General features: G+C 37.1%; 20 protein-coding genes and 1 pseudogene. 7 read left to right on the forward strand and 14 right to left on the reverse strand.

Annotation, left to right across the window (positions count from 1 at the left end; translation table 11 throughout):
- Positions 1–316: 316 nt before the first annotated feature.
- Both NYE56_RS13100 and gdh read left to right on the forward strand, forming a co-directional pair.
- Positions 317–1,168 carry a RhaT/GlcU family sugar-proton symporter gene (locus NYE56_RS13100; protein WP_268555573.1) on the forward strand — a complete coding sequence of 284 codons (852 nt, stop codon included), beginning with the start codon at positions 317–319 and terminating at the stop codon, positions 1,166–1,168.
- 56 nt (positions 1,169–1,224) lie between these two features.
- Positions 1,225–2,010, forward strand: a complete 786-nt coding sequence (gene gdh, locus NYE56_RS13105; protein WP_268555574.1) for a glucose 1-dehydrogenase — start codon at positions 1,225–1,227, stop codon at positions 2,008–2,010.
- A gap of 690 nt (positions 2,011–2,700) precedes the next feature.
- Here the strand turns inward: gdh and NYE56_RS13110 are convergent.
- Positions 2,701–3,099, reverse strand: a complete 399-nt coding sequence (locus NYE56_RS13110; protein WP_341283964.1) for a hypothetical protein — start codon at positions 3,097–3,099, stop codon at positions 2,701–2,703.
- A gap of 416 nt (positions 3,100–3,515) precedes the next feature.
- Here NYE56_RS13110 and NYE56_RS13115 point away from each other — a divergent pair, with 416 nt between their 5' ends.
- Together NYE56_RS13115 and NYE56_RS13120 are read left to right on the forward strand one after the other, a co-directional pair.
- The gene (locus NYE56_RS13115; RefSeq protein ID WP_014477429.1) at positions 3,516–4,358 is read left to right on the forward strand and encodes a sialate O-acetylesterase; all 843 of its coding nucleotides are present in this window, start codon (positions 3,516–3,518) and stop codon (positions 4,356–4,358) included.
- Positions 4,355–4,882: a PadR family transcriptional regulator gene (locus tag NYE56_RS13120; protein WP_335450918.1), complete on the forward strand. Its 528-nt coding sequence runs from the start codon at positions 4,355–4,357 to the stop codon at positions 4,880–4,882. Before NYE56_RS13115 ends, NYE56_RS13120 begins: the two co-directional genes overlap by 4 nt.
- Before the next feature lie 564 nt (positions 4,883–5,446).
- Here the strand turns inward: NYE56_RS13120 and NYE56_RS13125 are convergent.
- Together NYE56_RS13125 and bltR are read right to left on the reverse strand one after the other, a co-directional pair.
- Positions 5,447–5,608 (reverse strand): hypothetical protein, encoded by a 162-nt coding sequence (locus tag NYE56_RS13125; RefSeq protein WP_100506537.1) that lies wholly within the window; start codon positions 5,606–5,608, stop codon positions 5,447–5,449.
- Positions 5,609–5,814: 206 nt separating this feature from the next.
- Positions 5,815–6,636 carry a multidrug efflux transcriptional regulator BltR gene (gene bltR, locus NYE56_RS13130; RefSeq protein ID WP_041850099.1) on the reverse strand — a complete coding sequence of 274 codons (822 nt, stop codon included), beginning with the start codon at positions 6,634–6,636 and terminating at the stop codon, positions 5,815–5,817.
- Between the two features lie 116 nt (positions 6,637–6,752).
- On the opposite strand from bltR, the gene blt reads away from it, so the two are divergent.
- Both blt and bltD read left to right on the forward strand, forming a co-directional pair.
- A complete protein-coding gene (gene blt / locus NYE56_RS13135; RefSeq protein ID WP_341283965.1) occupies positions 6,753–7,955 on the forward strand; it encodes a multidrug efflux MFS transporter Blt in 1,203 nt (400 codons plus the stop codon).
- A gap of 199 nt (positions 7,956–8,154) precedes the next feature.
- Complete coding sequence (gene bltD / locus NYE56_RS13140; RefSeq protein WP_041850101.1) at positions 8,155–8,613, forward strand: spermine/spermidine acetyltransferase; 459 nt, start codon at positions 8,155–8,157, stop codon at positions 8,611–8,613.
- A gap of 156 nt (positions 8,614–8,769) precedes the next feature.
- On the opposite strand, the gene NYE56_RS13145 is transcribed toward bltD, so the two are convergent.
- From NYE56_RS13145 to NYE56_RS13155, 3 genes are all read right to left on the reverse strand, one after another.
- The gene (locus NYE56_RS13145) at positions 8,770–10,074 is read right to left on the reverse strand and encodes a hemolysin family protein (RefSeq protein WP_341283966.1); all 1,305 of its coding nucleotides are present in this window, start codon (positions 10,072–10,074) and stop codon (positions 8,770–8,772) included.
- Positions 10,075–10,362: 288 nt separating this feature from the next.
- Positions 10,363–10,506 carry a YrzO family protein gene (locus NYE56_RS13150; protein WP_014477437.1) on the reverse strand — a complete coding sequence of 48 codons (144 nt, stop codon included), beginning with the start codon at positions 10,504–10,506 and terminating at the stop codon, positions 10,363–10,365.
- 17 nt (positions 10,507–10,523) lie between these two features.
- Entirely contained in the window at positions 10,524–11,489 is a 966-nt protein-coding gene (locus NYE56_RS13155) for a DMT family transporter (protein ID WP_268555584.1), read from the reverse strand.
- 128 nt (positions 11,490–11,617) lie between these two features.
- On the opposite strand from NYE56_RS13155, the gene czcR reads away from it, so the two are divergent.
- The gene (gene czcR / locus NYE56_RS13160) at positions 11,618–12,484 is read left to right on the forward strand and encodes a LysR family transcriptional regulator CzcR (RefSeq protein WP_015384170.1); all 867 of its coding nucleotides are present in this window, start codon (positions 11,618–11,620) and stop codon (positions 12,482–12,484) included.
- 122 nt (positions 12,485–12,606) lie between these two features.
- On the opposite strand, the pseudogene NYE56_RS21345 reads toward czcR, so the two are convergent.
- From NYE56_RS21345 to NYE56_RS13195, 8 genes and pseudogenes are all read right to left on the reverse strand, one after another.
- Positions 12,607–12,684: pseudogene (locus NYE56_RS21345) on the reverse strand (hypothetical protein); the annotation flags it as partial.
- 467 nt (positions 12,685–13,151) lie between these two features.
- Positions 13,152–14,219 (reverse strand): isocitrate/isopropylmalate dehydrogenase family protein, encoded by a 1,068-nt coding sequence (locus NYE56_RS13165; protein ID WP_268555586.1) that lies wholly within the window; start codon positions 14,217–14,219, stop codon positions 13,152–13,154.
- Between the two features lie 245 nt (positions 14,220–14,464).
- The gene (locus NYE56_RS13170) at positions 14,465–14,929 is read right to left on the reverse strand and encodes a (2Fe-2S)-binding protein (protein ID WP_063335475.1); all 465 of its coding nucleotides are present in this window, start codon (positions 14,927–14,929) and stop codon (positions 14,465–14,467) included.
- Complete coding sequence (locus NYE56_RS13175; protein ID WP_341283967.1) at positions 14,922–15,764, reverse strand: FAD binding domain-containing protein; 843 nt, start codon at positions 15,762–15,764, stop codon at positions 14,922–14,924. The genes NYE56_RS13170 and NYE56_RS13175 overlap by 8 nt, the downstream gene beginning before the upstream one ends.
- Positions 15,751–18,081: a xanthine dehydrogenase family protein molybdopterin-binding subunit gene (locus tag NYE56_RS13180; protein ID WP_341283968.1), complete on the reverse strand. Its 2,331-nt coding sequence runs from the start codon at positions 18,079–18,081 to the stop codon at positions 15,751–15,753. The genes NYE56_RS13175 and NYE56_RS13180 overlap by 14 nt, the downstream gene beginning before the upstream one ends.
- A 5-nt stretch (positions 18,082–18,086) precedes the next feature.
- Positions 18,087–18,707, reverse strand: coding sequence for an NTP transferase domain-containing protein (locus NYE56_RS13185; RefSeq protein ID WP_268555589.1), 621 nt, complete (start codon positions 18,705–18,707; stop codon positions 18,087–18,089).
- Positions 18,704–19,738 (reverse strand): XdhC family protein, encoded by a 1,035-nt coding sequence (locus NYE56_RS13190; protein ID WP_335450930.1) that lies wholly within the window; start codon positions 19,736–19,738, stop codon positions 18,704–18,706. Before NYE56_RS13190 ends, NYE56_RS13185 begins: the two co-directional genes overlap by 4 nt.
- 67 nt (positions 19,739–19,805) lie before the next feature.
- A complete protein-coding gene (locus NYE56_RS13195; RefSeq protein WP_335450932.1) occupies positions 19,806–20,819 on the reverse strand; it encodes an FUSC family protein in 1,014 nt (337 codons plus the stop codon).
- Between the last annotated feature and the right edge of the window lie 663 nt (positions 20,820–21,482).

Consider the following 21,482-nt stretch of genomic DNA (forward strand, 5'->3'; position numbering starts at 1 on the left):
ATGGGGTGTGCGATAAACCAACTATGTTACCAATAGTAACTTAGTAACCAAATCATTCAACATTTTCCATTGTAACTACTTTTTCTTTTGAAATAAGATTTCTTGAAACCCAGAGCCAATACCCTTGTTTTATAAGAACTTACCTTAATATGATATAGAACGAACTATTCGAAGAACTAATCAAAATAAAAGAAATGAGAATAAATTTATTGACTACTTTAGTTACCTTAGTTACTATTAGTAATACAAAGTGAGGAAATCGAACTATTCACTTTGTAAATAAATCAAGGGGTTAAAGAAAGGAGGTTTGGATCAAATGGATATTTTCTTAGCCATTCTTCCTGCAATATTTTGGGGAAGTATCGTCCTCTTCAATGTAAAGTTAGGTGGAGGACCTTATAGTCAAACACTAGGAACAACGCTTGGAGCACTGATTTTTTCAGCTGTTATCTATCTTGTTATTCATCCTGTATTGACGCCTTTTATTATTATTGTAGGAGTCGTTTCTGGTTTGTTTTGGGCTGTTGGGCAAAGTAATCAGTTAAAAACCATTGAATATATTGGTGTTTCTAAAACGATGCCTATATCAACAGGTATGCAACTCGTATCAACAGCTTTGTTTGGGGTGATTGTTTTCCATGAGTGGTCAACAGCCACTACAGTTATATTGGGAATACTAGCCCTCATTTTTATCGTGATTGGGATTGTGTTAACCTCTCTTGAAAGCGAAAAAAGTGAAGAACAAGTTGGGCAATTTAAGAAGGGAATTGTCACACTCGTTATTTCTACGATTGGATATTTAATATATGTTGTCGTTGCACGCTTATTTAACGTCGATGGTTGGGTGGCTTTATTTCCCCAAGCTATTGGTATGTTTATTGGTGGACTCATCCTCACTTATAAACATAAACCTTTTAATAAATACACAATTCGTAACATTATCCCTGGTCTTATATGGGCTTCGGGTAATATGTTCTTATTTATTTCCCAACCTAAGGTAGGGGTAGCGACAAGTTTTTCACTATCACAAATGGGAATCGTCATTTCAACGCTTGGAGGCATCTTCTTACTAGGGGAAAAGAAAACAAAGCGTCAACTTATTTCGATTGCAATAGGCATTGTGCTCATTATTTTGGGTGGAGTGCTGCTAGGAATAGCAAAAAGTTAAAAAACTAACAGAATATCTATTAAAAAATAACAAATTAGAACTAGGAGGAACTTATAATGTATGATGATTTAAAAGATAAAGTAGTCGTGATTACAGGCGGATCTACAGGACTAGGACGTGCAATGGCTGTTCGCTTTGGACAAGAACAATCAAAAGTGGTGATTAATTATCGTGATAACGAAAATGAAGCATTAGAAGTTAAAAAAGAGGTTGAAGAAGCAGGCGGACAGGCTATTATTGTACGTGGTGATGTAACAGTAGAAGGAGATGTCATTAACCTTGTACAAACAGCTGTAAAAGAATTTGGTACATTAGATGTGATGATTAACAATGCAGGTGTTGAAAACCCTGTACCGTCGCATGAGCTTACTTTAGACAATTGGAACAATGTAATAGACACAAACTTAACAGGTGCCTTCCTTGGTAGTCGTGAAGCGATTAAATACTTTGTAGAAAATGATATTAAAGGGAATGTTATAAACATGTCTAGTGTACATGAAATGATTCCTTGGCCACTATTTGTTCATTATGCAGCTAGTAAAGGTGGTATGAAGCTTATGACAGAAACACTAGCACTTGAATATGCACCAAAAGGAATACGCGTGAACAATATTGGACCTGGAGCGATGAACACACCAATCAATGCTGAAAAATTTGCAGATCCAGTACAACGTGCAGATGTTGAAAGTATGATTCCAATGGGATACATAGGTAAACCAGAAGAAGTAGCGTCTGTAGCAGCATTCTTAGCATCTTCTGAAGCGAGTTATGTAACGGGCATTACACTCTTTGCAGATGGTGGGATGACGAAATATCCTTCTTTTCAAGCCGGAAGAGGTTAATCCATATAATGAAAATAAGAAGGCCTTGAGGCTTTAGAGAAAGAAATAGATGAACTTCTTATAAAAAACAAAAAGTGAAAGATGGAAGTCTACGGACACTGAACTTATGGCACCAAAGCTGTTTGTTTGGTGTCCTTCTTTATATACTTTCAAACTTTTTTCAAAGCAATTATAACATTATTATATTCAACACGATCATAAAAAAATTTTCATTTAGTCAAGAAAACTGGTTAGTATCCTCCATCTCTACTTAAAATAGAGATAGATTTTACGCTAATTGTATTGAACCGCCTTCTTATTACAAAGTTTAATTGCAAAAAGGTACATTATATCTACTCCCTTGCGGTTTTTTTGCGGTCAAGCAAATCTTTTGCGACTTGACGCCCACATCACAGCAATCCTTTTATACAGAAAAAAAGGAGTAAACCATGTGTTTACTCCTCTAACTTAGTTTCTTTACCTTTTGATTCTTCGTAGTCTGGTGTTTTCTTTGATAAGCCGTCTCAGCTGCTTGGCATATGATCACATTTTTTTATAAGAAACCAAAAAGTTATTGCAGTCTCACCGAAAATTTAAAATGCGGTGCCCTATTGCCTTTTTCTACTGACGAAAACAATTTAGAGCAGAGTATAACACAAAAGAACCGCGACTGGCGGTTCTTTTAGTGTATATTCCTATTTTACTTCATTATTATTGGACAGTACCATAATCAAAATCAATGTCTTTCTTGTCTAAGTCCCCCTTAACATTTTTAGCATAGCTCATGGTTAAATGTACGTTTTTATCTATCCACCAAGTTCCATCATCAGTATTCGTATCCCAAGTAACATCTATATCTCTGCCCAAATTCTCAAAAAACACCAAATTTCCAACAGCTACTGTTTTTCCGTTGATCTTGTAATATATTAGAAAAATTTTCTTATCAAATATACCTGTCCCATGCTTTATGATTGTTAAACTATAAGGCTTATTAGGACATTGTTCTTCAAGTATCACTTCAGGATTTAAAAATAAAACATAACAAATGAATAGAATTGGTACAATCGTTAACCTTTTTAATAATTTTTTATTGATATTTAACCCCTTCAACATAGCTCTCCCTTTTTAACAATCCATTTCAGTTGAGATACACCCTCATCATTGAACGTGAACCTCATAGGCATGACAGGATTTTTGCTGTATTTTCATTGTTTATCAAGACCTAAATCAAAAAAATCCATAAAAAATAAGGAGTGATACATATTATACATGACTAATAGATATCACTCCTTTAGTTTTGTTCAATAATCGCGCCCGATTGTGGAAGATCGTTATTGAACTAAAGCCTCCGATAGTGGGATAAGAAAAAGCAAAAAAACTTGCTATTTCTCAAATACATCCATCTAATGTTCAATGTTAGTTTGTTTTTCATACAAAGTAAAACCTTATTAAAACTTTACAAGACAAGCTGAATCGACTATAGTCTAATTAGACCAAAATATTGATGTAAAGAAGTGAAAAATTAGATGATAAAGTCTTTTTTGATGTTAGGGCAGTCGAATATGGCGGGCCGTGGATTTTTGAATGAAGTAGACCCGATCTATAATGAAAAAATAAAAATGTTGCGCAATGGACAGTGGCAGATGATGACAGAGCCGATTAATTACGACCGTCCGGTTTCCGGCGTTGGCCTGGCGGCATCTTTTGCAGATGCTTGGTCGAAAGCTCATCCTGATGAAGAAATTGGCTTGATCCCTTGTGCCGAAGGTGGCAGTTCATTGAATGACTGGCATCCGGAAGGCATCCTTTTTCAGCATGCTTTGTCCGAAGCCCGCTTCGCCCTCCGATCCAGTCAAATTTGTGGAATCCTTTGGCACCAAGGTGAGAGTGACAGTTATCGTTCGCTACATGAAACTTATTACGAGAAATTAACTCTTATCATCGAGACGCTAAGAAACGAGTTGGAACTTGATGAGGTACCGTTGATTATTGGAGGGCTTGGTGACTTTCTTGGGAAGACCGGTTTTGGACAGCACGCGACTGAATTTCGACAGGTTAATGAACAATTGCTGCGTTTTGCTAATGAACAACAGAATTGTTATTTTGTTACTGCAGCAGGTTTGACTGCAAATCCTGATGGCATTCATTTAGACTCAGCTTCACAACGCAAATTCGGTTACCGCTATTTCGAGGCTTTTTCGAAAAAGCACCATATCCTGAAACCCATTTCGGGAGAGGAGCAATCGCTGAAAGTGAATGGTGACTATTCTAAAACAGAACAGATTTACCTTCATAGTATGGATTTGGCTTCGGGTAAAATCACGTATGCGGAATTTGAGGAGCGGATGACGAAGGTGATGAAACCATGATTCCCTTACTTATCCTTGGCTTGCTAATCCAAAACCCCGGAGCTCACGGCTATGAACTTCTGGCCTTAATGGAAAAGCGTCATTACAAATACATTGTTAACTTCACGAAAGGTTCATTTTATTACAATCTGCAGCAGCTTGAAGAAAAGTGTTTTATTGAACAGATTCAGCAGAAACCCTCAACCAGCGGGCGTGAAATCCGGAACTTTAAAGTCACAGAATCGGGAAGGGCAGAATTCGAAAAATTAATGATCAAATACGGCACCAAATCGGAATATGTAAACCTGCAATTTTATGGGGCGTTACTATTTGCCGATGAATTCGACAAAAATAAATTACTGGATCTGATCCAATCACAAATCGATCAGACTAAAACTCGAATCGAGCTCCTTGATGAATACCTGTCCATCACTCAAGAAATTCCCGGCACAATCGATTACTTTCGCCGTATGAACGAAAATTCCCGTTCACATCACTTGGTTAATTTAGAGTGGTTCGAAAAATTGAAAGCAGAAATAGAGTGAACTATTGCATAATAAAAAATGCAATGTTAAATATATAAGAATATTAGTTACCTACATATAAAACCTGTGTCGTAGATATCTAGTAACATCATTGATACAGGTTTTATACTCCTTCTTTAATTAAACAGTAATAGGGTTGTCAACACTTGCCCCCCAACAAGAGCAAGTGAATCTGCTGCGTGTTCTTCTTTTTCAATCCTTCGTATTAATAACCACTTTTTACACCTACTTAGTATTCAAGTAAGTCAACTGATTTTTCTCCTTCTTCCGCTAAACTGCTGCCTAGTCGAATAAGAAAAAATGATCTCCCATAAGGAAGAATCACTTCCTCTAATTGAAGCAGAAAAGGTGAACATCGTTCTCGACATAAACTAAAATTTTTTATATACCTCTGCGTAAGCAACTTTCAATTGATTGATATTAAACCCCTCTAACAAGAAAACTCCGTTTAACAATCAATTTCATTTTAGATACACCCCATCATCTGAACGTACTTCATAAAAAAGCGAGTTTATTGTGTGGAAAACCGGTAAGAATCGAAATGGGGAAAAAGGGATCTTTTTGTTAAAAACCTTGCAAGGTGTAAGTGAAGAAAATAAACAATACAATTATCGTTACGACAATAATTGTTTCTTTAATATAATTTTTATCATCTTCAAATTCTTGTTTCTTAAGCTCTTCTCTATATTTTCTTTGAACCTCTTTCATCTTTTCATTCATTTTCATGATTAAACCCCTTTGAAGTTTATTTTATTCTCCTTGCCCCTTTCACTAGACTTTTTAATGTTTTACAAATAATTACAGGTTGACATTGCTTTTTACTCAATGGTCAGCTTTTTAAGTTCGGTTGTGGGCTCGTTTTTAGTAAACCAGTTTATATTCTTCTTGGGCACACAATAGTAACAATTTTTCCATATGAAAATCTCGTAATCTTACACCTCCTTAACTTGAAGGAGGATTTTGGCATATGTATTTTCATACCCGTCAACTACCATCTCATCCAGCATATATTCCTCATATGCATTTTCCCCTATTTGCATTCCATTTCTTTCAATGAACTCAATGATTCTCCGGTACGCCTCTTCAGTATTTCCGCCTATTTCATATCCAACTGCATACAGGCCTTTTGGCCGTACATGATAATTTATGTTCTCTGCCCCATCTTTTACTTTTATATAAAAGTAACTGTAATTGTAGAAGTCTTTTTCTAAGATTTGTTCCCGTGCAAAGATTCCGCCTATCGGATATCCTTCATCTAATTCATATTGCTGAACTTCATGAATGAGTTCTGAAATGGCTGCCACATATTTTCGTTCCGGTAAGTTTAATGTTTTTCGGCTTAACATGAATGTTTCTTCATTTAAATATTCAAAAGAAATTGAGGAAAAATCAGTCTCAAGTGCTTGTTCTGTAAGCGTCACTTTTGTTTGTAAGATCGTTTGCAACTGCTTAAGCTCATTTATTTTTTTATCAATCTCAATAGACTTTTCTTTTAGAACATGCAGGATCTTGTCTGGTGTTTTTCCTTTTATTAGACATTTTATTTCTTTTAATGGAACCCCAAGCTCTTTAAATAGAGTGATGACTTGAAAAATCTCAAATTGATGATAGGAATAATATCTATACCCATTTTCTTTTTTTATTTCCGGCGAGAAAAGACCAATCTCATCATAATGAAATAAGGTTTGTTTTTTTACACGGCAGAGCTTCGAAAACTCCCCTGTTGTGAAATACTTCTTAACATCTTCGCTCATAAAAACCTCCTTGACTATACGGTAACCATATACCTTATGATTTGATTGTACTTGAAAAAAGCTTCAAGCGAAAAGGATAGGTAAAAAGGGTTCAATTGAGTAAAAGGGGAATTCAGATGAAAAAATCAATAAATGAGCAAAAAACGATATTCATTATACTATTAAGCAACATCTTCGTAGCATTTCTTGGTATCGGTTTAATCATTCCAGTTATGCCTTCTTTTATGAAAATCATGCATTTATCCGGCAGCACAATGGGTTATCTTGTTGCGGCTTTTGCCATTTCTCAGTTAATTACTTCACCTTTTGCAGGTAGGTGGGTTGACCGTTTCGGGAGAAAAAAAATGATTATTCTCGGGTTGCTTATATTCAGTTTATCTGAGTTGATTTTCGGATTAGGGACCCATGTTTCAATATTTTATTTCTCGAGGATATTGGGTGGTGTAAGTGCGGCTTTTATCATGCCCGCGGTAACAGCATATGTAGCTGATATTACAACCCTAAAGGAAAGGTCAAAGGCTATGGGGTATGTTTCTGCTGCAATTAGCACCGGCTTTATTATTGGGCCTGGTGCGGGAGGATTTATTGCCGGCTTTGGCATCCGCATGCCGTTTTTCTTCGCCTCCGCCATCGCGTTAATAGCAGCTGTCACTTCCGTTTTTATACTAAAAGAGTCATTGTCGACAGAAGAACGCCATCAACTCTCATCTCATACAAAGAAATCAAATTTTATTAAAGACTTGAAGAGATCCATTCATCCTGTCTATTTCATTGCATTTATTATCGTCTTTGTAATGGCTTTTGGTTTATCAGCTTATGAAACTGTATTCAGCTTGTTTTCTGATCATAAATTTGGCTTCACACCAAAAGATATTGCAGCCATTATTACGATTAGTTCCATTGTTGCGGTAGTTATTCAAGTTTTACTATTCGGGAAATTGGTCAACAAACTTGGAGAGAAAAGAATGATTCAGCTGTGCTTAATAACCGGTGCGATCTTGGCTTTCGTGTCTACTGTTATGTCAGGATTTTTAACTGTTTTGCTTGTAACTTGTTTTATTTTTCTAGCGTTCGATTTGCTACGTCCCGCCTTAACCGCTCATTTATCCAATATGGCCGGTAACCAGCAGGGTTTCGTAGCAGGCATGAACTCCACATACACCAGCCTGGGAAATATATTTGGACCTGCTTTAGGCGGTATACTATTTGATCTTAACATTCATTATCCTTTCCTTTTTGCAGGTTTCGTTATGATTGTCGGCCTTGGTCTTACAATGGTTTGGAAAGAAAAAAAGAATGATGCTGCAGTTTTGAATTAATTCATTTTCTATAAAGTCAAGTCATTTGGATGCAGGGAATGCCCCTGGTTAGGCACAATAAGAAAAGGTACTTAATTTGATAGGCTACATGTTGCTTGATGTGAAAATAGTTTATGCTGAGTTTTAGCAATATCAGGATTTCATCTGCCATCACCTTAAGCCGCAGCCTAACCGGGATAAGAAAAAAGGAGAATGTAGTATGAGTATAAACATAAAAGCAGTAACTGATGATAATCGTGCTGCAATTCTTGATCTGCATGTCAGCCAGAATCAATTATCATATATTGAATCTACAAAAGTATGTTTAGAGGATGCAAAAGAATGTCACTATTATAAACCTGTCGGGCTTTACTATGATGGAGATCTAGTCGGTTTTGCAATGTATGGATTGTTTCCCGAGTATGATGAAGATAATAAAAACGGACGAGTCTGGCTTGACCGATTTTTTATTGACGAACGCTATCAGGGAAAAGGATTAGGGAAGAAAATGCTTAAAGCCCTCATTCAGCACCTTGCTGAGCTATATAAATGCAAGAGAATTTATTTAAGTATATTTGAAAATAATATTCATGCTATACGCCTTTATCAAAGGTTTGGTTTTCGATTTAATGGTGAACTCGACTTTAATGGTGAGAAGGTAATGGTAAAAGAGCTATAGATATCCAAGCCTCCTTGTTTGCTGAGAAACGTTTGAACTTCGATAATGATTACCTACTTAAACTGCAAGATCATTGTTTAAAAAAGCCTGGATGAAAATTTCATCTCAGGCTTTAAGCATCTTATTAGTCAAAATCTCATGTGCTTTATCTAGATGTTATTCTTTTTTTCGGACAATTTCTAAATAATTAATATGCCGGCCAACTGTTTTGTGCACTTTAAAAATATACCCATCGGCTTCTATAACGGATCCAACTGCAGCGTCTATTTGTTGAGTCATAAACCAGCCGCCTATCGTATCCACTTCGTCACTTGCTAACGTCGTTCCCAATAAATCATTTACATCCTCAATGAGCACTTTCGAATCTAAGATAAAGTGATTATCATTTACTTTTCTAATATCAGGCACTTCATCTTTATCAAATTCATCTCTGATTTCCCCGACAATTTCTTCAAGAATATCTTCAGCAGTGACTAAACCTGAAGTGCCGCCATATTCATCCACAAGAATAGCGATATGTGTTCGCTCTTTTTGCATTTTTACCAATAAATCATGAATTGGAACGGATTCAATAACATGGATAACAGGGTTGATATGATTTTCTAACTTGAAATCCTCTTTTATCTTCTGGTCTGTGTCAATATAAGCTGACAAGAATTCTTTAGCATTGATAAAACCAATGATTGAATCTTTATCTCCATTTAGGACTGGGTACCTTGTATAACTCTCTGTCTTAATGGTCTTAACAATAGTTTCATAAGAATCCTCACTAGAAATCGCTACGATCTCTCTTCTCGGAATCATAATTTCTTTGGCGATTCTTTCATCAAATTCAAAAATATTATTTACATATTTCAACTCATTTTTATTGATTTCACCGCTCTTATAGCTTTCAGACAGTAAGATGCGCAGTTCTTCTTCAGAATGAGCAAGTTCATGTTCTGATGCAGGTTTCAAACCGAAGAGTCCTACTATAAACCGGGCTGAACCATTTAAAAACCATATAAAAGGGAACAGGATGCGGTAAAACCAAATAATTGGCTTTGCAGTCAAAAGAGTGATGGTTTCCGCTTTTTGGATAGCGAGTGTTTTAGGAGCAAGTTCTCCAACTACAACGTGCAAAAAAGTCGCCATCACAAAAGCAATCACTAAGATCAATACATGTGAGACTGTTTCACTTACATGAAAATGAGCAAATAAGGGGTGCAAAATCACTTCAAAAGTCGATTCTCCAACCCAGCCAATTCCCAACGCTGTAACCGTGATCCCTAATTGACAAGCTGACAAATATTCGTCCAAATGAGTAATGACCTTTTTGGCTGATACGGCACCTTTTTTTCCCTCTAATATGAGTTGGTCAATTTTTGATGACCTGATCTTTACTATCGCAAATTCAGTCGCAACAAAAAATGCTGTTAAGACAATTAAAAGAGTAAAGATGATAAGGTTAATGGTTGTCAATGATTTGCCTTACCTAGTAAGGCGTACACCTCCGATGTGAATATTTTCTTTTATTTTTATAACATTCGTTTTTTCTGAATAAACAAAAAACAGTATATATAACATCATAAGTTCAAAAGAACCTAAAATCAACTCTGAATGATGTAAATAATCATCTTTTCCGTATGGAGAGTGGTTCCCATAGTATTCAACTAGCGATTGGTGACGTTTTAAGACTTAAAATAGAAAGCAAAATAAAAACACACCTGAATTTTCTGGTGTGTTTCAATAATATCCAACCGTCTTGATTTATTTAATGTCTTTATTAAGGTTTTCTTTTAAAATTTGAATCAATTCCGCCTGTTGCTTTATATTTTTGCGGCCATTTCTATTAATTGCAGCAAGTTCACAGACAATTCCAGCTGAAATGAAAAACAATAAACCTTCAAACATTTTAAATCCCCCACCGTCTAAGTGATAGTCAAATTTGTTTTTTCTTTTTTCAATACCTGCTTATAATCTTCCTTACGCTGATATATGTTATTTAAAATGAGTCCAATAATGACAAACAGTGTTCCTACTATATCAAATGCAGTTATGTTATATCCTTTGATCACCATGATTAACAATGTAGTAATGGGGACAAAGTTAATAAATAAAATCCCATTAATGGATGATAGGATTTTAATGCCATAGTTCCAACTAAGGAGGGCTATGATACCTGGTAAAGTAATCATAAATAAAAAATCATACTTAATTGCTGCAATCACTTTAATACTCGGTACCGACACGTAACCTTGCGCGGTAAATATAGCTGTCACGATTCCTGTTATAGCTGTGCCGAATAAACATGTCAATGTTGAATAACGAAGTGTGGACCACTCTTGGAATATCTGTCCCCCCATTGTGTAGACAACCCACCCTAAAACACCAATTAATATAAAGAGTAGCGAGAATAGATGATCCCCCAATGAAAAAAAGAAACTTATATTACCTTTGGTTATGACCATCGAAGCCCCCAAAAAGGCAATCAATATACTGATCATTGTGTATTTTTTAGGTTTCACATGTTTATATCCCCATAGAATAACAATTGAAAGCATCGGCATGAGTGCCTCGGCAATGGATGCTGTCATAATTCCAGACTTCCCCATCAACCTTTGACCTAAAAAAATAAGAACATTGTATACAGTAAACGCCATCACCCCAAATAAAATGATCCATTTTGCTTTACCCTCTAAATGAAATGATTTTTTTCCTTCTCTCACTAATAATAAAATCACTAACATAATCGTTACCACACCGTAGCGAATAAATGAAAAATAAAACGGATCAATAAATTCTAATGCATGATCTGCAACTGGAAACATCGCGCCCCAAGACATACTTGCTACTAAACATGTAAGGGCACCAATGAATAATTGACTTTTTTTCATTGAATTCCCCTCCTTTTCTTTAAAATTACAATGAGAATTATAAAAAGAAGTAAGCATCAAGTAAAATGAACAAAAGTGATGAAAAACATCATTAATAATGATACTTTAATGAAGGGGGGAGGATCTTCATGGAACTGCGAGACTTACAAATTTTCAAATGCGTAGCCCATCACAAGAGTATTACCGGTGCTGCAAAAGAGTTAAATTATGTACAATCTAATGTAACTGCGCGGATTAAGCAATTAGAGAATGAGCTCAAAACACCTCTTTTCAATCGCCATAAAAAAGGGGTTTCACTAAGCCCAGAGGGCCGAAAAATGATTGAATACGTTAACAAAATTTTGAAAGATGTTGAAGAACTGGAGCAAGTCTTTCTAGATACTGATATACCGTCTGGAATATTAAAAATCGGTACAGTGGAAACAGTGAGGATACTGCCGACCATCATAGCTTCCTATTATAAAAAGTATCCTAATGTGGATTTATCATTGCAGGCTGGTCTAACAGAGGAACTTATTAAAAAGGTCATGAATCACGAATTAGACGGAGCTTTTATTTCAGGCCCTTTGAAACATTCTATTCTGGAACAGTATGATGTTTATACTGAAAAACTTACTCTAGTAACCAGTAACAAAACGTTTAATATAGAGGATTTTTCAACGACTCCGATTCTTGTTTTTAATCAGGGGTGCGGGTATCGGTCTAGGCTTGAACAATGGCTCAAAGATGAAGGTGTGCTCCCAAACAGAATGATGGAATTTAACATCCTGGAGACAATCTTAAATAGTGTTGCACTTGGACTCGGTATAACAGTGGTACCGGAATCTGCTGTTATGCATCTAGCTGCACAAGGTAAGGTTTATTGTCACCCATTGCCTGAGAAAGATAGCTGTATCTCAACAATCTTTATACGCCATAAAGATGCGTACCTGACAAATTCAATGCGCAGCCTCCTTAAGACCATTGTTGAACATAAAAATATGAGTATGTCTTAAAGTGCTTTTTCTATTTCTATGTTCTAACTTCTTAAATAAAAGAGAAGGCGCATCTCCACTTCGCTACCCTTATTCACGCAAAAAATAGAGCAGTAAACATGTGAGTTACTGCTCTGCTTCGTTTATTCACCGTTCATTTGTTTTACAATGTATTCAGCATCATTTCCTACGCCTTGAAGCAACGCTGAACCACGCCTATACATTTCTGTTTCAACATATTTTCTTTAGATAAGTAACAATTCCTTCAAGATATATTATGCAAAATGCTAGTTGATCTTCTCACTCAAATAAAAAATTTAATGATGATGGTGGTCATTCTGTACGATTTTGGCTATGATTGCCCCATATAAATCTGCTCCTCAATGAAGTCCATTAATGCGTATGTATTATTTCAAATCTGTTATTGAGCATTCTAACCTGATACAACATATATATGAATATATATTTTTTAAAAATTCGGGTTATTCCTTTAATCTTCCCTATATAGGTTAACAAGAATCATCGTTAGCATTAAAAAAAGAGGAGCAAACTCATGGTTTACTCCTCTATCTCAGTAGTGCTATGTAATAACTGTTTGTCCTGATGATTAAAAAACACCATTTCGTCTCAAATCATTGGTGTTTTGATCGTAACTACACATCCCTTGCTAAACTCTCATTTTTTCACCTTAAAGGCTGATCCGCTCTGCAATTAATTCTGCAAACTCTAGTGTTGAAGATTGACCTCCAAGATCTCTTGTTTTGATTCCAGCCTTAACAGTTCCAAAGAGAGAATCTTCCATTAATTCCGCAACTTCTTTCAGCTTTTTATCGCGATATTGAGTATTGAGCCATTTAAACAACATAGCGGTAGAAAGCATAATTCCAATAGGGTTTGCGATATTTTCTCCTGCAATATCAGGTGCCGAACCGTGAGCAGCCTGTGCCATTGCCTGCTTTGCGTTTGAATTAATTGACGGTGCAAGCCCTAAGCTGCCAACTAATTCCCCTGTTAAATCTGACAGAATATCCCCAAACATATTTTCCGTCACGATAACATCAAAATCTTGTGCACGACGAACTAAATGCGCCGCCATCGCATCAATATGATAATCATCTACTTCTACTTCCGGGTATTGCTCTGCAACTTCACGGCACGTATTCAAAAAGAGACCCGATCCAAGTCTTATGACATTCGCTTTGTGGACGATGGTAACTTTCTTACGGCGATCCATCGCACCTTGAAATGCTGCATGCGCGATACGTGCAATCGCTTTTTTAGTAAAAACCCCTGTTGATACAGCCACCTCTGAAGTAATTTGCCATTCCCCTACACCAATATACATATTTCTGTCAGCATAGAACCCTTCAGTATTTTCACGATAAATAACCAAATCAGCTTCTCCTGCTATGCTTTTAATTCCAGGTATAGTCTTTGCTGGCCTTATATTGGCATAAAGGTCAAAATGATGACGAAGTTCTCCACTCGGATTTCGTTTTTCTTTGTGTTCCTCTGGATATGCAGCAGAATCATGCGGGCCTAAAATCCAGCCATGACACTTCTCTAATTCTTCTTTCACAAAAGCAGGCATCGGATCATTATATTTTTTTATTGCATCCCATCCCATTGGTAAATCAATTAAATCCAAGGACACATCTGCTTTTTGAGCTGCAGCCTCCAATACCAAGGTTGTTGCTTTCACAATTTCCGGGCCGATTCCATCTCCATGTAAAACTCCAATGTGATATGTTGTCATATAACCATCTCCCTGACGCCAATTTAACTTGCAAATCACAGCTCTTTAACATAAATCCTCTAACTAAAAGTAAACAAAACATTCCTCTCTCTAGAAAACTTAACAAACTGCAGTCTAAAGATTGGACTTAAGGATTTGTAGATGTTTATGATTCATAGTTCAAAACAATTGAGGTTAGATGGTAGAGATCTACAAGCACAAATCAAATGTATTATAGTTCTCCGTACAATCGCAAGATAAACGGGCTAATGAGCCCCTTTCCCTGTATGTAAAACCGATTTAACCGCTTCTTCAATCTCCCTATAACCCGTACATCTGCAAATATTGGACTCCAGCCAATTTTTGATCGTTTCATCACTAGCATTCGGCTCAGTATTCACTAAAGCATGGCAATTCATGAGAAAACCTGGTGTACAATAACCACATTGAAACGCAAATTTTTCAATAAAAGCCTTTTGAATTGGCGTATTGATAAGTCCTTCAATTGTCGTAATATTCTTTCCTTCCCCTTCTACTGCAAGCATTAAACAAGATTTCATTGGTACCCCATCCATTAATACCGTACAGGCGCCGCAATCACCATTTAAGCAGCCTGGCTTTGAACCAGTTAATCCAAGACGAAGACGAAGGGCATATAACAAAGTATCGGCTGGTCTGACGGTAATCTGTCTTTCCTTACCATTTATTTTTAATGTAATAGGATTAGACATTTGGGCCTCCTTCTAATTCATGTAAGGCATCTAAGATTGTATGTTGCAAAACAAATATTCGATATTCAATTGAGCCTTCTGCATCATCAAGAATAGGTTTGGGTACATACTGTAAAGACCTGCGTACTCTTTCTTCTGCTGATCGGCTTTTATCGTTAAGCACAGCCTCCATTTCAGCAGAACGAAACGGAAAGGGACATACGCCGCTGAAGGCCATTCTGATCTCATCATCTTTTTTCAGCGCACAGACTGTCACCAATGGATACCCGACATTCCACTGCTGTCTTCTTTTGATACTGACAAATGGCAAGTCAACGTACGTTCGATCGATAAGGATATGAAATAAAAAATCCCCTTTTTGTAATTGTATTTCCCTGTTAAACACTTTATTTATAGGATGGTAACGAAGCCCTGCTCTCCCTGCAACCCCTACCAAACTATCGGAAATTAACAACGGCAAGACTGCCTCACGGTAATATATGTCTCCGCAAATATTTCCACCCAAGCTGATTTTATTTCGAGCCGTCCGGTCGGCAATTTCACTTACTGTTTTACTTAATAACGGAAATGGATTTTCTTCCTCCACTTTCGTTAATGACACACCTGCTCCGATCACGAGATCATTTTCATAAAAACGGATAGTATGAAATTCCGGAAGTGCATTAATATCTATAACTGCATCCGTATATATGAGATTCAACCTTCCTAACGTTATAATTTCTGTGCCGCCAGAATAATACAAAGGTGTTTTCTTTTCGGCCACAAGAGAGTGAAATAGATTGGTTGTTTCTTGAATTGTCTTCGGTTTAAAGTATTCAAAATCAAACGGTATCATCTTTCCACCCCTCTTGCGTCCTCCATAATCGTTCAGGAATAAGAGGAAGATGATTCAATTGGACACCTAAAGCAGCAGAAAGGCAATTTCCTAATGCTGCTGGCATCCCCAACAGTCCATGTTCCCCGCCGCCACGTGCCCCATAAGGTGCAATAATATGCGGAGTTTCAATAAATTCAATGATATATTCAGGATGCTCTCCATAGCGAAGGGGTCTGTACGTTCTAAGTTGAGGATTTAATACTCTTCCATATGGATCAAATACAAAGGTTTCTCTTCCTCCAAATGCGATTCCCATACTCATCGCCCCCATCACTTGACCCCTTGCAGCTTTTTCATTCAATACAGTTCCTATATCCACAACAGAGTAGGCTTTTGTAATTCGATACGTATAATCCAATTTATCTAACTCAACTTCAATTCCCTGAGCACCTACAGCCCACTCGGGACCCGGCTTTCCTTTTCCTGTTTCTCGGTCTAAATTCGTCATCCGGGTTAATGTGTAGTTGCCGCTCGCAATAATTTGGCCGCCAATGGTATTTCCATTAGGAAATGTATATCCGTAAGCAATGTCTTTTATTTCAATATTTACATTAGGATTATCTAAAAAATAAACCTTTCCATCAGCCACTTCTAATTCCTCGACAGGAACTCTTAAAACACATGATGCCACTTCCTTAAGCTTTCGAATGGCTTCATCCGCCGCATTTAGTACGGCTCTTCCTCCCATTAAAGTCCCTCTGCTTCCTACAGTTTTCCAATGCTCAGGTGTTGTTTGTGTATCTACAAGCATTTTTACGTGAATTTTACTTATATCCATTTTCATTCGTTCCGCTAAGATTTGGGCTAACACTGTTTTTGTCCCTGTTCCTATTTCCACTACCCCTGACATCAAATTAATGCTTCCATCAGGATTAAAGGTTAAAATAACCCCAGATGTTGCATTTGTATCAAATGTCGAGGTTTTCCAAATGCAGCTCATTCCCTTTGCCCGTATCTTCCGATCATCGATTTCAATTCTCTGCCCCTCGTCCCAATTCATTAATTCCTTCAATCTTTCAATGCATTTTGGTACATTTCCGACCGTGCTTGAATTGAGAAGAACTTGAGTAGGTGTAGTATCACCAGGACGAATGGCATTTTTATAGCGAAGTTCTAATGGATCTATGTTTAGCTTTTCTGCCAATACATCCATCGTTCGCTCAAAGGCAAATAAAACTTCAGCATGACTATAGCCTCTAAATGCACTGGGATACGGATGATTCGTATACATACAATATGAATCACACCATATATGGTCGATTGCGTATGGACCCGTACAATCAACCGCTCCAGCTCGGCTGACGTCAACGCCTTTATCGGAGTAAGCTCCGCCATCAAATAAAAATTGAATGTCTGCCGCCTTTAAGATTCCATCTTTTGTTGCTCCTAATTTGACAATAGCATCCAATCCGATATGAACAGGAGATGTGATCATATCCTCTTCTCTCGAATTAAATAATTTTACGGGCTGGCCTCCTACTGCTTTTGATGCCAAATATGCAATAACCTCTAACTGAACTGCTGCTTTTCCCCCGTATGCCCCTCCTACTAAAGGTGTTTTGACGATTACCTTTCCAGGTTCAATTCCAAAATACCACTCCATTAATTTTTTTATGGCAAAAGGAGCTTGAGAGGATGTGGTAATGATAATCTCCCCATCCGCTCGAATTTCAGCAATCGAGCATCTTGTTTCCATAGCAGCGTGATCAGAAGGATTAAAGGAAATTTGAAACTCTGCTACCACATCACTTTCCCTAAACCCTTCTTCAATGTTTCCTTTTCTAATTTTATTTAGGTTTGCGATATTTGTCTTTGGAACTGGGTATACACCTTCCTTCTTCTCATAACTGTCCAAATGTTCATGGACGAGGGGAGCATTCTTCTGGAAGGCTCCACGGGGGGAATTGACGACGGGAAGAGGTTCATAGGACACTTTGATGGCACACACTGCCTTTTTAGCTATGATTGGATTTTCCGCAACAACAACAGCAACTGGCTCACCATGGTATCTAACTTTTTTATAAGCAATCGGCGACCTGTCTTTAATTTCTTCACCTACAAGCGGAAAAGGTTCATCGCCCAATATCGCTCTCACTCCAGGAATCTTCCAAGCTTCCGAAAAGTCAATAGAAGCAATATTGGCATGAGCATATGGACTAATCAACATTTTTGCGTGTAATGTACAAGTTTCTTCAAAATCATTTGTATATTTCGCCTTTCCTGTCACTTTTTCAAGGGCCTCTTTTCGAATAACACTTTTCCCGATATACTCCAACTCATTCACTCCCCGAATTTATTCAGTAGTAAAGTGTAGTCTTCAACTGTATCTACGTCATAAAAAAGCAAAGGGTCTTGAAAGTTGATCATTTTTCCCGTATTTATCATACGTTCACGGATGACATACCGAGCGCCTTGATCTCCCTTTAACTGATGTAATATTGGAAAACATTGATTTGAGAATAAGATAGGGGGCATAGGAAGATGTTGATTTTCAGCAGCTATAAATGAATAGTGGTGCTCCCTTTGGTAGGAATCAATTAACGTATTGATAATATCTGCGGTGACAAATGGCTGATCTGCAAGGATAATGATAACGGCATCAGCCTCATACTCTAATGCTCTTTTTAAACCACATTGTATGGAGCGGCTTTGTCCCTTATCCGCTTGCTCACATTCCACCTGACTCCACTTATTTGACATTGGATATAAAAAGAAAAATGCCGAAAGCCAATGGAGTGAATCTCCCTTTCTAGTGATAACGAAAATATGATCTAGTTTAGATAATAAGGCATTTTTAAGAGCCAGACTTCCTAGGGAGACTCCATTAAGAAGTAAACTTCGCTTATCCGTCCCCATACGTCTGCTTGTACCAGCTGCCAGATAAATGGCTACTGTTTTCATGAGGTAGACCTTTGTTTTCGCATTTTTTTAATCATCTCGCCAACAATACTTATCGCAATTTCCTCAGGGCCTTGTGCCCCAATGGGAAGCCCAATGGGGGAATGAATATCTTCTGGAATCTCAGCCCCACCTAATAGCCGGTCCGTACGCCTCCTAGGGCCTAATACACCTTTATAAAACACATCCATATTTTTAAATTTATGTAAAATGATCTGATCTTTTTGAAAGCTGTGTGTCATAATGACTATAAAATCCCTTTGTGTAATGCTCAGACCCTCCATTACTTCTTCCAGTACTCCTACAATCAAATCGTTGGCTTTAGGAAAATGGCCGCTATGACATAAAGCAGGACGCCAGTCAATCACTGTGACATGAAAGCCTATATCAGCTGCCAAAGAAACTAATGGCTTAGCATCTTCCCCTGCTCCAAAGATATATAAACAAGGTTTTGGAACCATCTGATGGATAAAAAATAAATCAGACGTATGTTCATCCCTTTTGATTCCCTTTTCCATATCATAAAGGGGATTCTTATTTCTCAGTTTTTGAATATAGCCTAGTTCCTTAACATCCTCAGTTCCAAACACGCTGCCGTCTTCAACGATATACATATCTTCCCTTGACTCTAAGTTTTTAGTAAATCGTTTCATTCGAGTAACAGACTTTTTTACATCTAAGTATTTCTTTACTATCCTAAGATTTTTTTCTAATTCCCCTTTTACAGGCTCGAGTAAAACCGTCAAAACACCATTACAGCCAACTCCCTGTCCCCAGGATAAATCGTCCTCCTCACTCATATCAAAATGAACAATCAAGGGCTCTCCTGTAGCCCAAACTCGCTCTGCCCTTTCAACAAGATCTTCTTCTAAACAACCGGCAGATAACATTCCAACTCTTGTTTTGTCCCCTAAAATTAACATGGAGGCCCCTTCTTTTTTATAAGCGGACCCCTCTACTTTAATTATGGTAGCCAATACCATAGCATTCTTAGAATCGGCGATTACATCCAAAATTCGGTGGATATCATCCATTTTACTCCCCCGCTTTTACCTCATTACATCTACATCTGTATATCCATATTCTTTTTCCGAAAAAATATTATAAGTTTTTCAGCAATTTAATGGTTTCTAAAAAAAAAGAGTCTTTATAGACCTTATGATTAGGCGGTGGGTACAACAGCATTTTTGAACGGAGAGATTCCAATAGCATTTTCTGTTCGTTCTGTTTCCAATTGTTTATTTCACCCTGTTGTATTCCTTTAAAATCATCAAAAAATTCACTTAACATTTTTAAATCATTGCCCAACTCCATTTTGTCGCTTGAAGATAAAGCCCCTTCTTTTTCCCATTCTTTTAACGTTTTCACTATATTTGATATATACTCATATCCTGCATTCATCTTTTGCATCTGTATTTGATATCTTGAAAGAATGATTTTATGCTTTTTACTGATTGGGTTGAATTTTAAGCTCTGAGAAGCCGTTTGTAACATTTCTTTTGTCGTATGTAACTCCTGTAGGAGATTGTTCATTTTATACTCCACTAAGTCCCCTTTTCCTTGTCCCCACTCAGATTGAACCCATTTGGAAAGTTCTAAAAGTATGTCAGAAAGCTGATGAGCTAATTTCTGAAAAGATTCCGCTGCCTTTTTTGTATAGTTTGGCGGAAAAAAGAACATATGAACCAAAATGGCGATGATGACGCCGATCATCGTATCGATTATTCGATCCATTGCATAATCTTTAGAGTTTCGTTCAAACGTGAATACTAATAAAATGGTGAGGGCTACCTGATGTAAAACCGTTTCATCTAATCTTAACCACTTTGCAATGTAGGTCCCACCTAACATTAATAGGCCTAATATCAAACCATTCATATGTAAGTGACTAACAAGATAGGCTGTTAAAATGACCCCAATGGCAGTTCCCACAATACGATGAAGAGAAAATCGAATTGACTTATCTATGGTCGTTTGCAAACATAATATAACGGATAGAGGTGCTAAATATGGGTGTTCAGAGCCCACTAGTTTTGCCACTTCCCAAGAAACAGCAGATGCAATCGCCATTTTCCAAACCAAGGATGTTTTGTTTTCAATTTTTTTCTCCATCATATTGCTCCTCCTTTCAGCGAACCTTTTTCCATTAATTTTCTGTTACTCAAAGGATTTTATACCGTCATATTAAAGCTCTTTCCAGTGTTTTCTAAACGATCAGCAGCAGACAGGTTGATTAACTTGACGAAGTTAACTTAACCATGATTGAGCAAACGATACATCATTGACCACTCTTTACAGCAACCGAAAAAGGCCATGGACAAATAAAGGCATATTTGACTCAAGCAGTTATCCTAGATACGCAACAACCCCTTAAAATAGACCGCGACTATCATTATCGTTAGATTCGCAGACCCAGGTTTTCAAGAAACAAGAGGTGGTAGATTTGGCGAAATGGGCATTATCATCAATTCTATTTTATGAAAAGTTTTATTACAGACGCTTTTTATAGATTTATTCGAATTTAATTTTAGGCATTTGTCTTATACGCTCCACAAGATCCTCAATAAGAGAATTTTGTTTTATATTCCAAAGCCTATTAAACCACATTTGCTTATTAGCGTTTACAATGAATGATTCTTGTAAAGGGGTACAAATAGGTATTGTTTTTCGTTGCCAGATAGTAAAGATGTGTCATGGACGCCACACTACATATTTCCATGTAAGAAAACCACACCATTGTGGCTACTAATTTTTTTTTTAGAGGATTAAATAAGAAGT

It is taken from the genome of Bacillus sp. FSL R5-0603, from assembly GCF_038050295.1.
Taxonomy (GTDB): Bacteria; Bacillota; Bacilli; order Bacillales; family Bacillaceae; genus Bacillus; species Bacillus subtilis.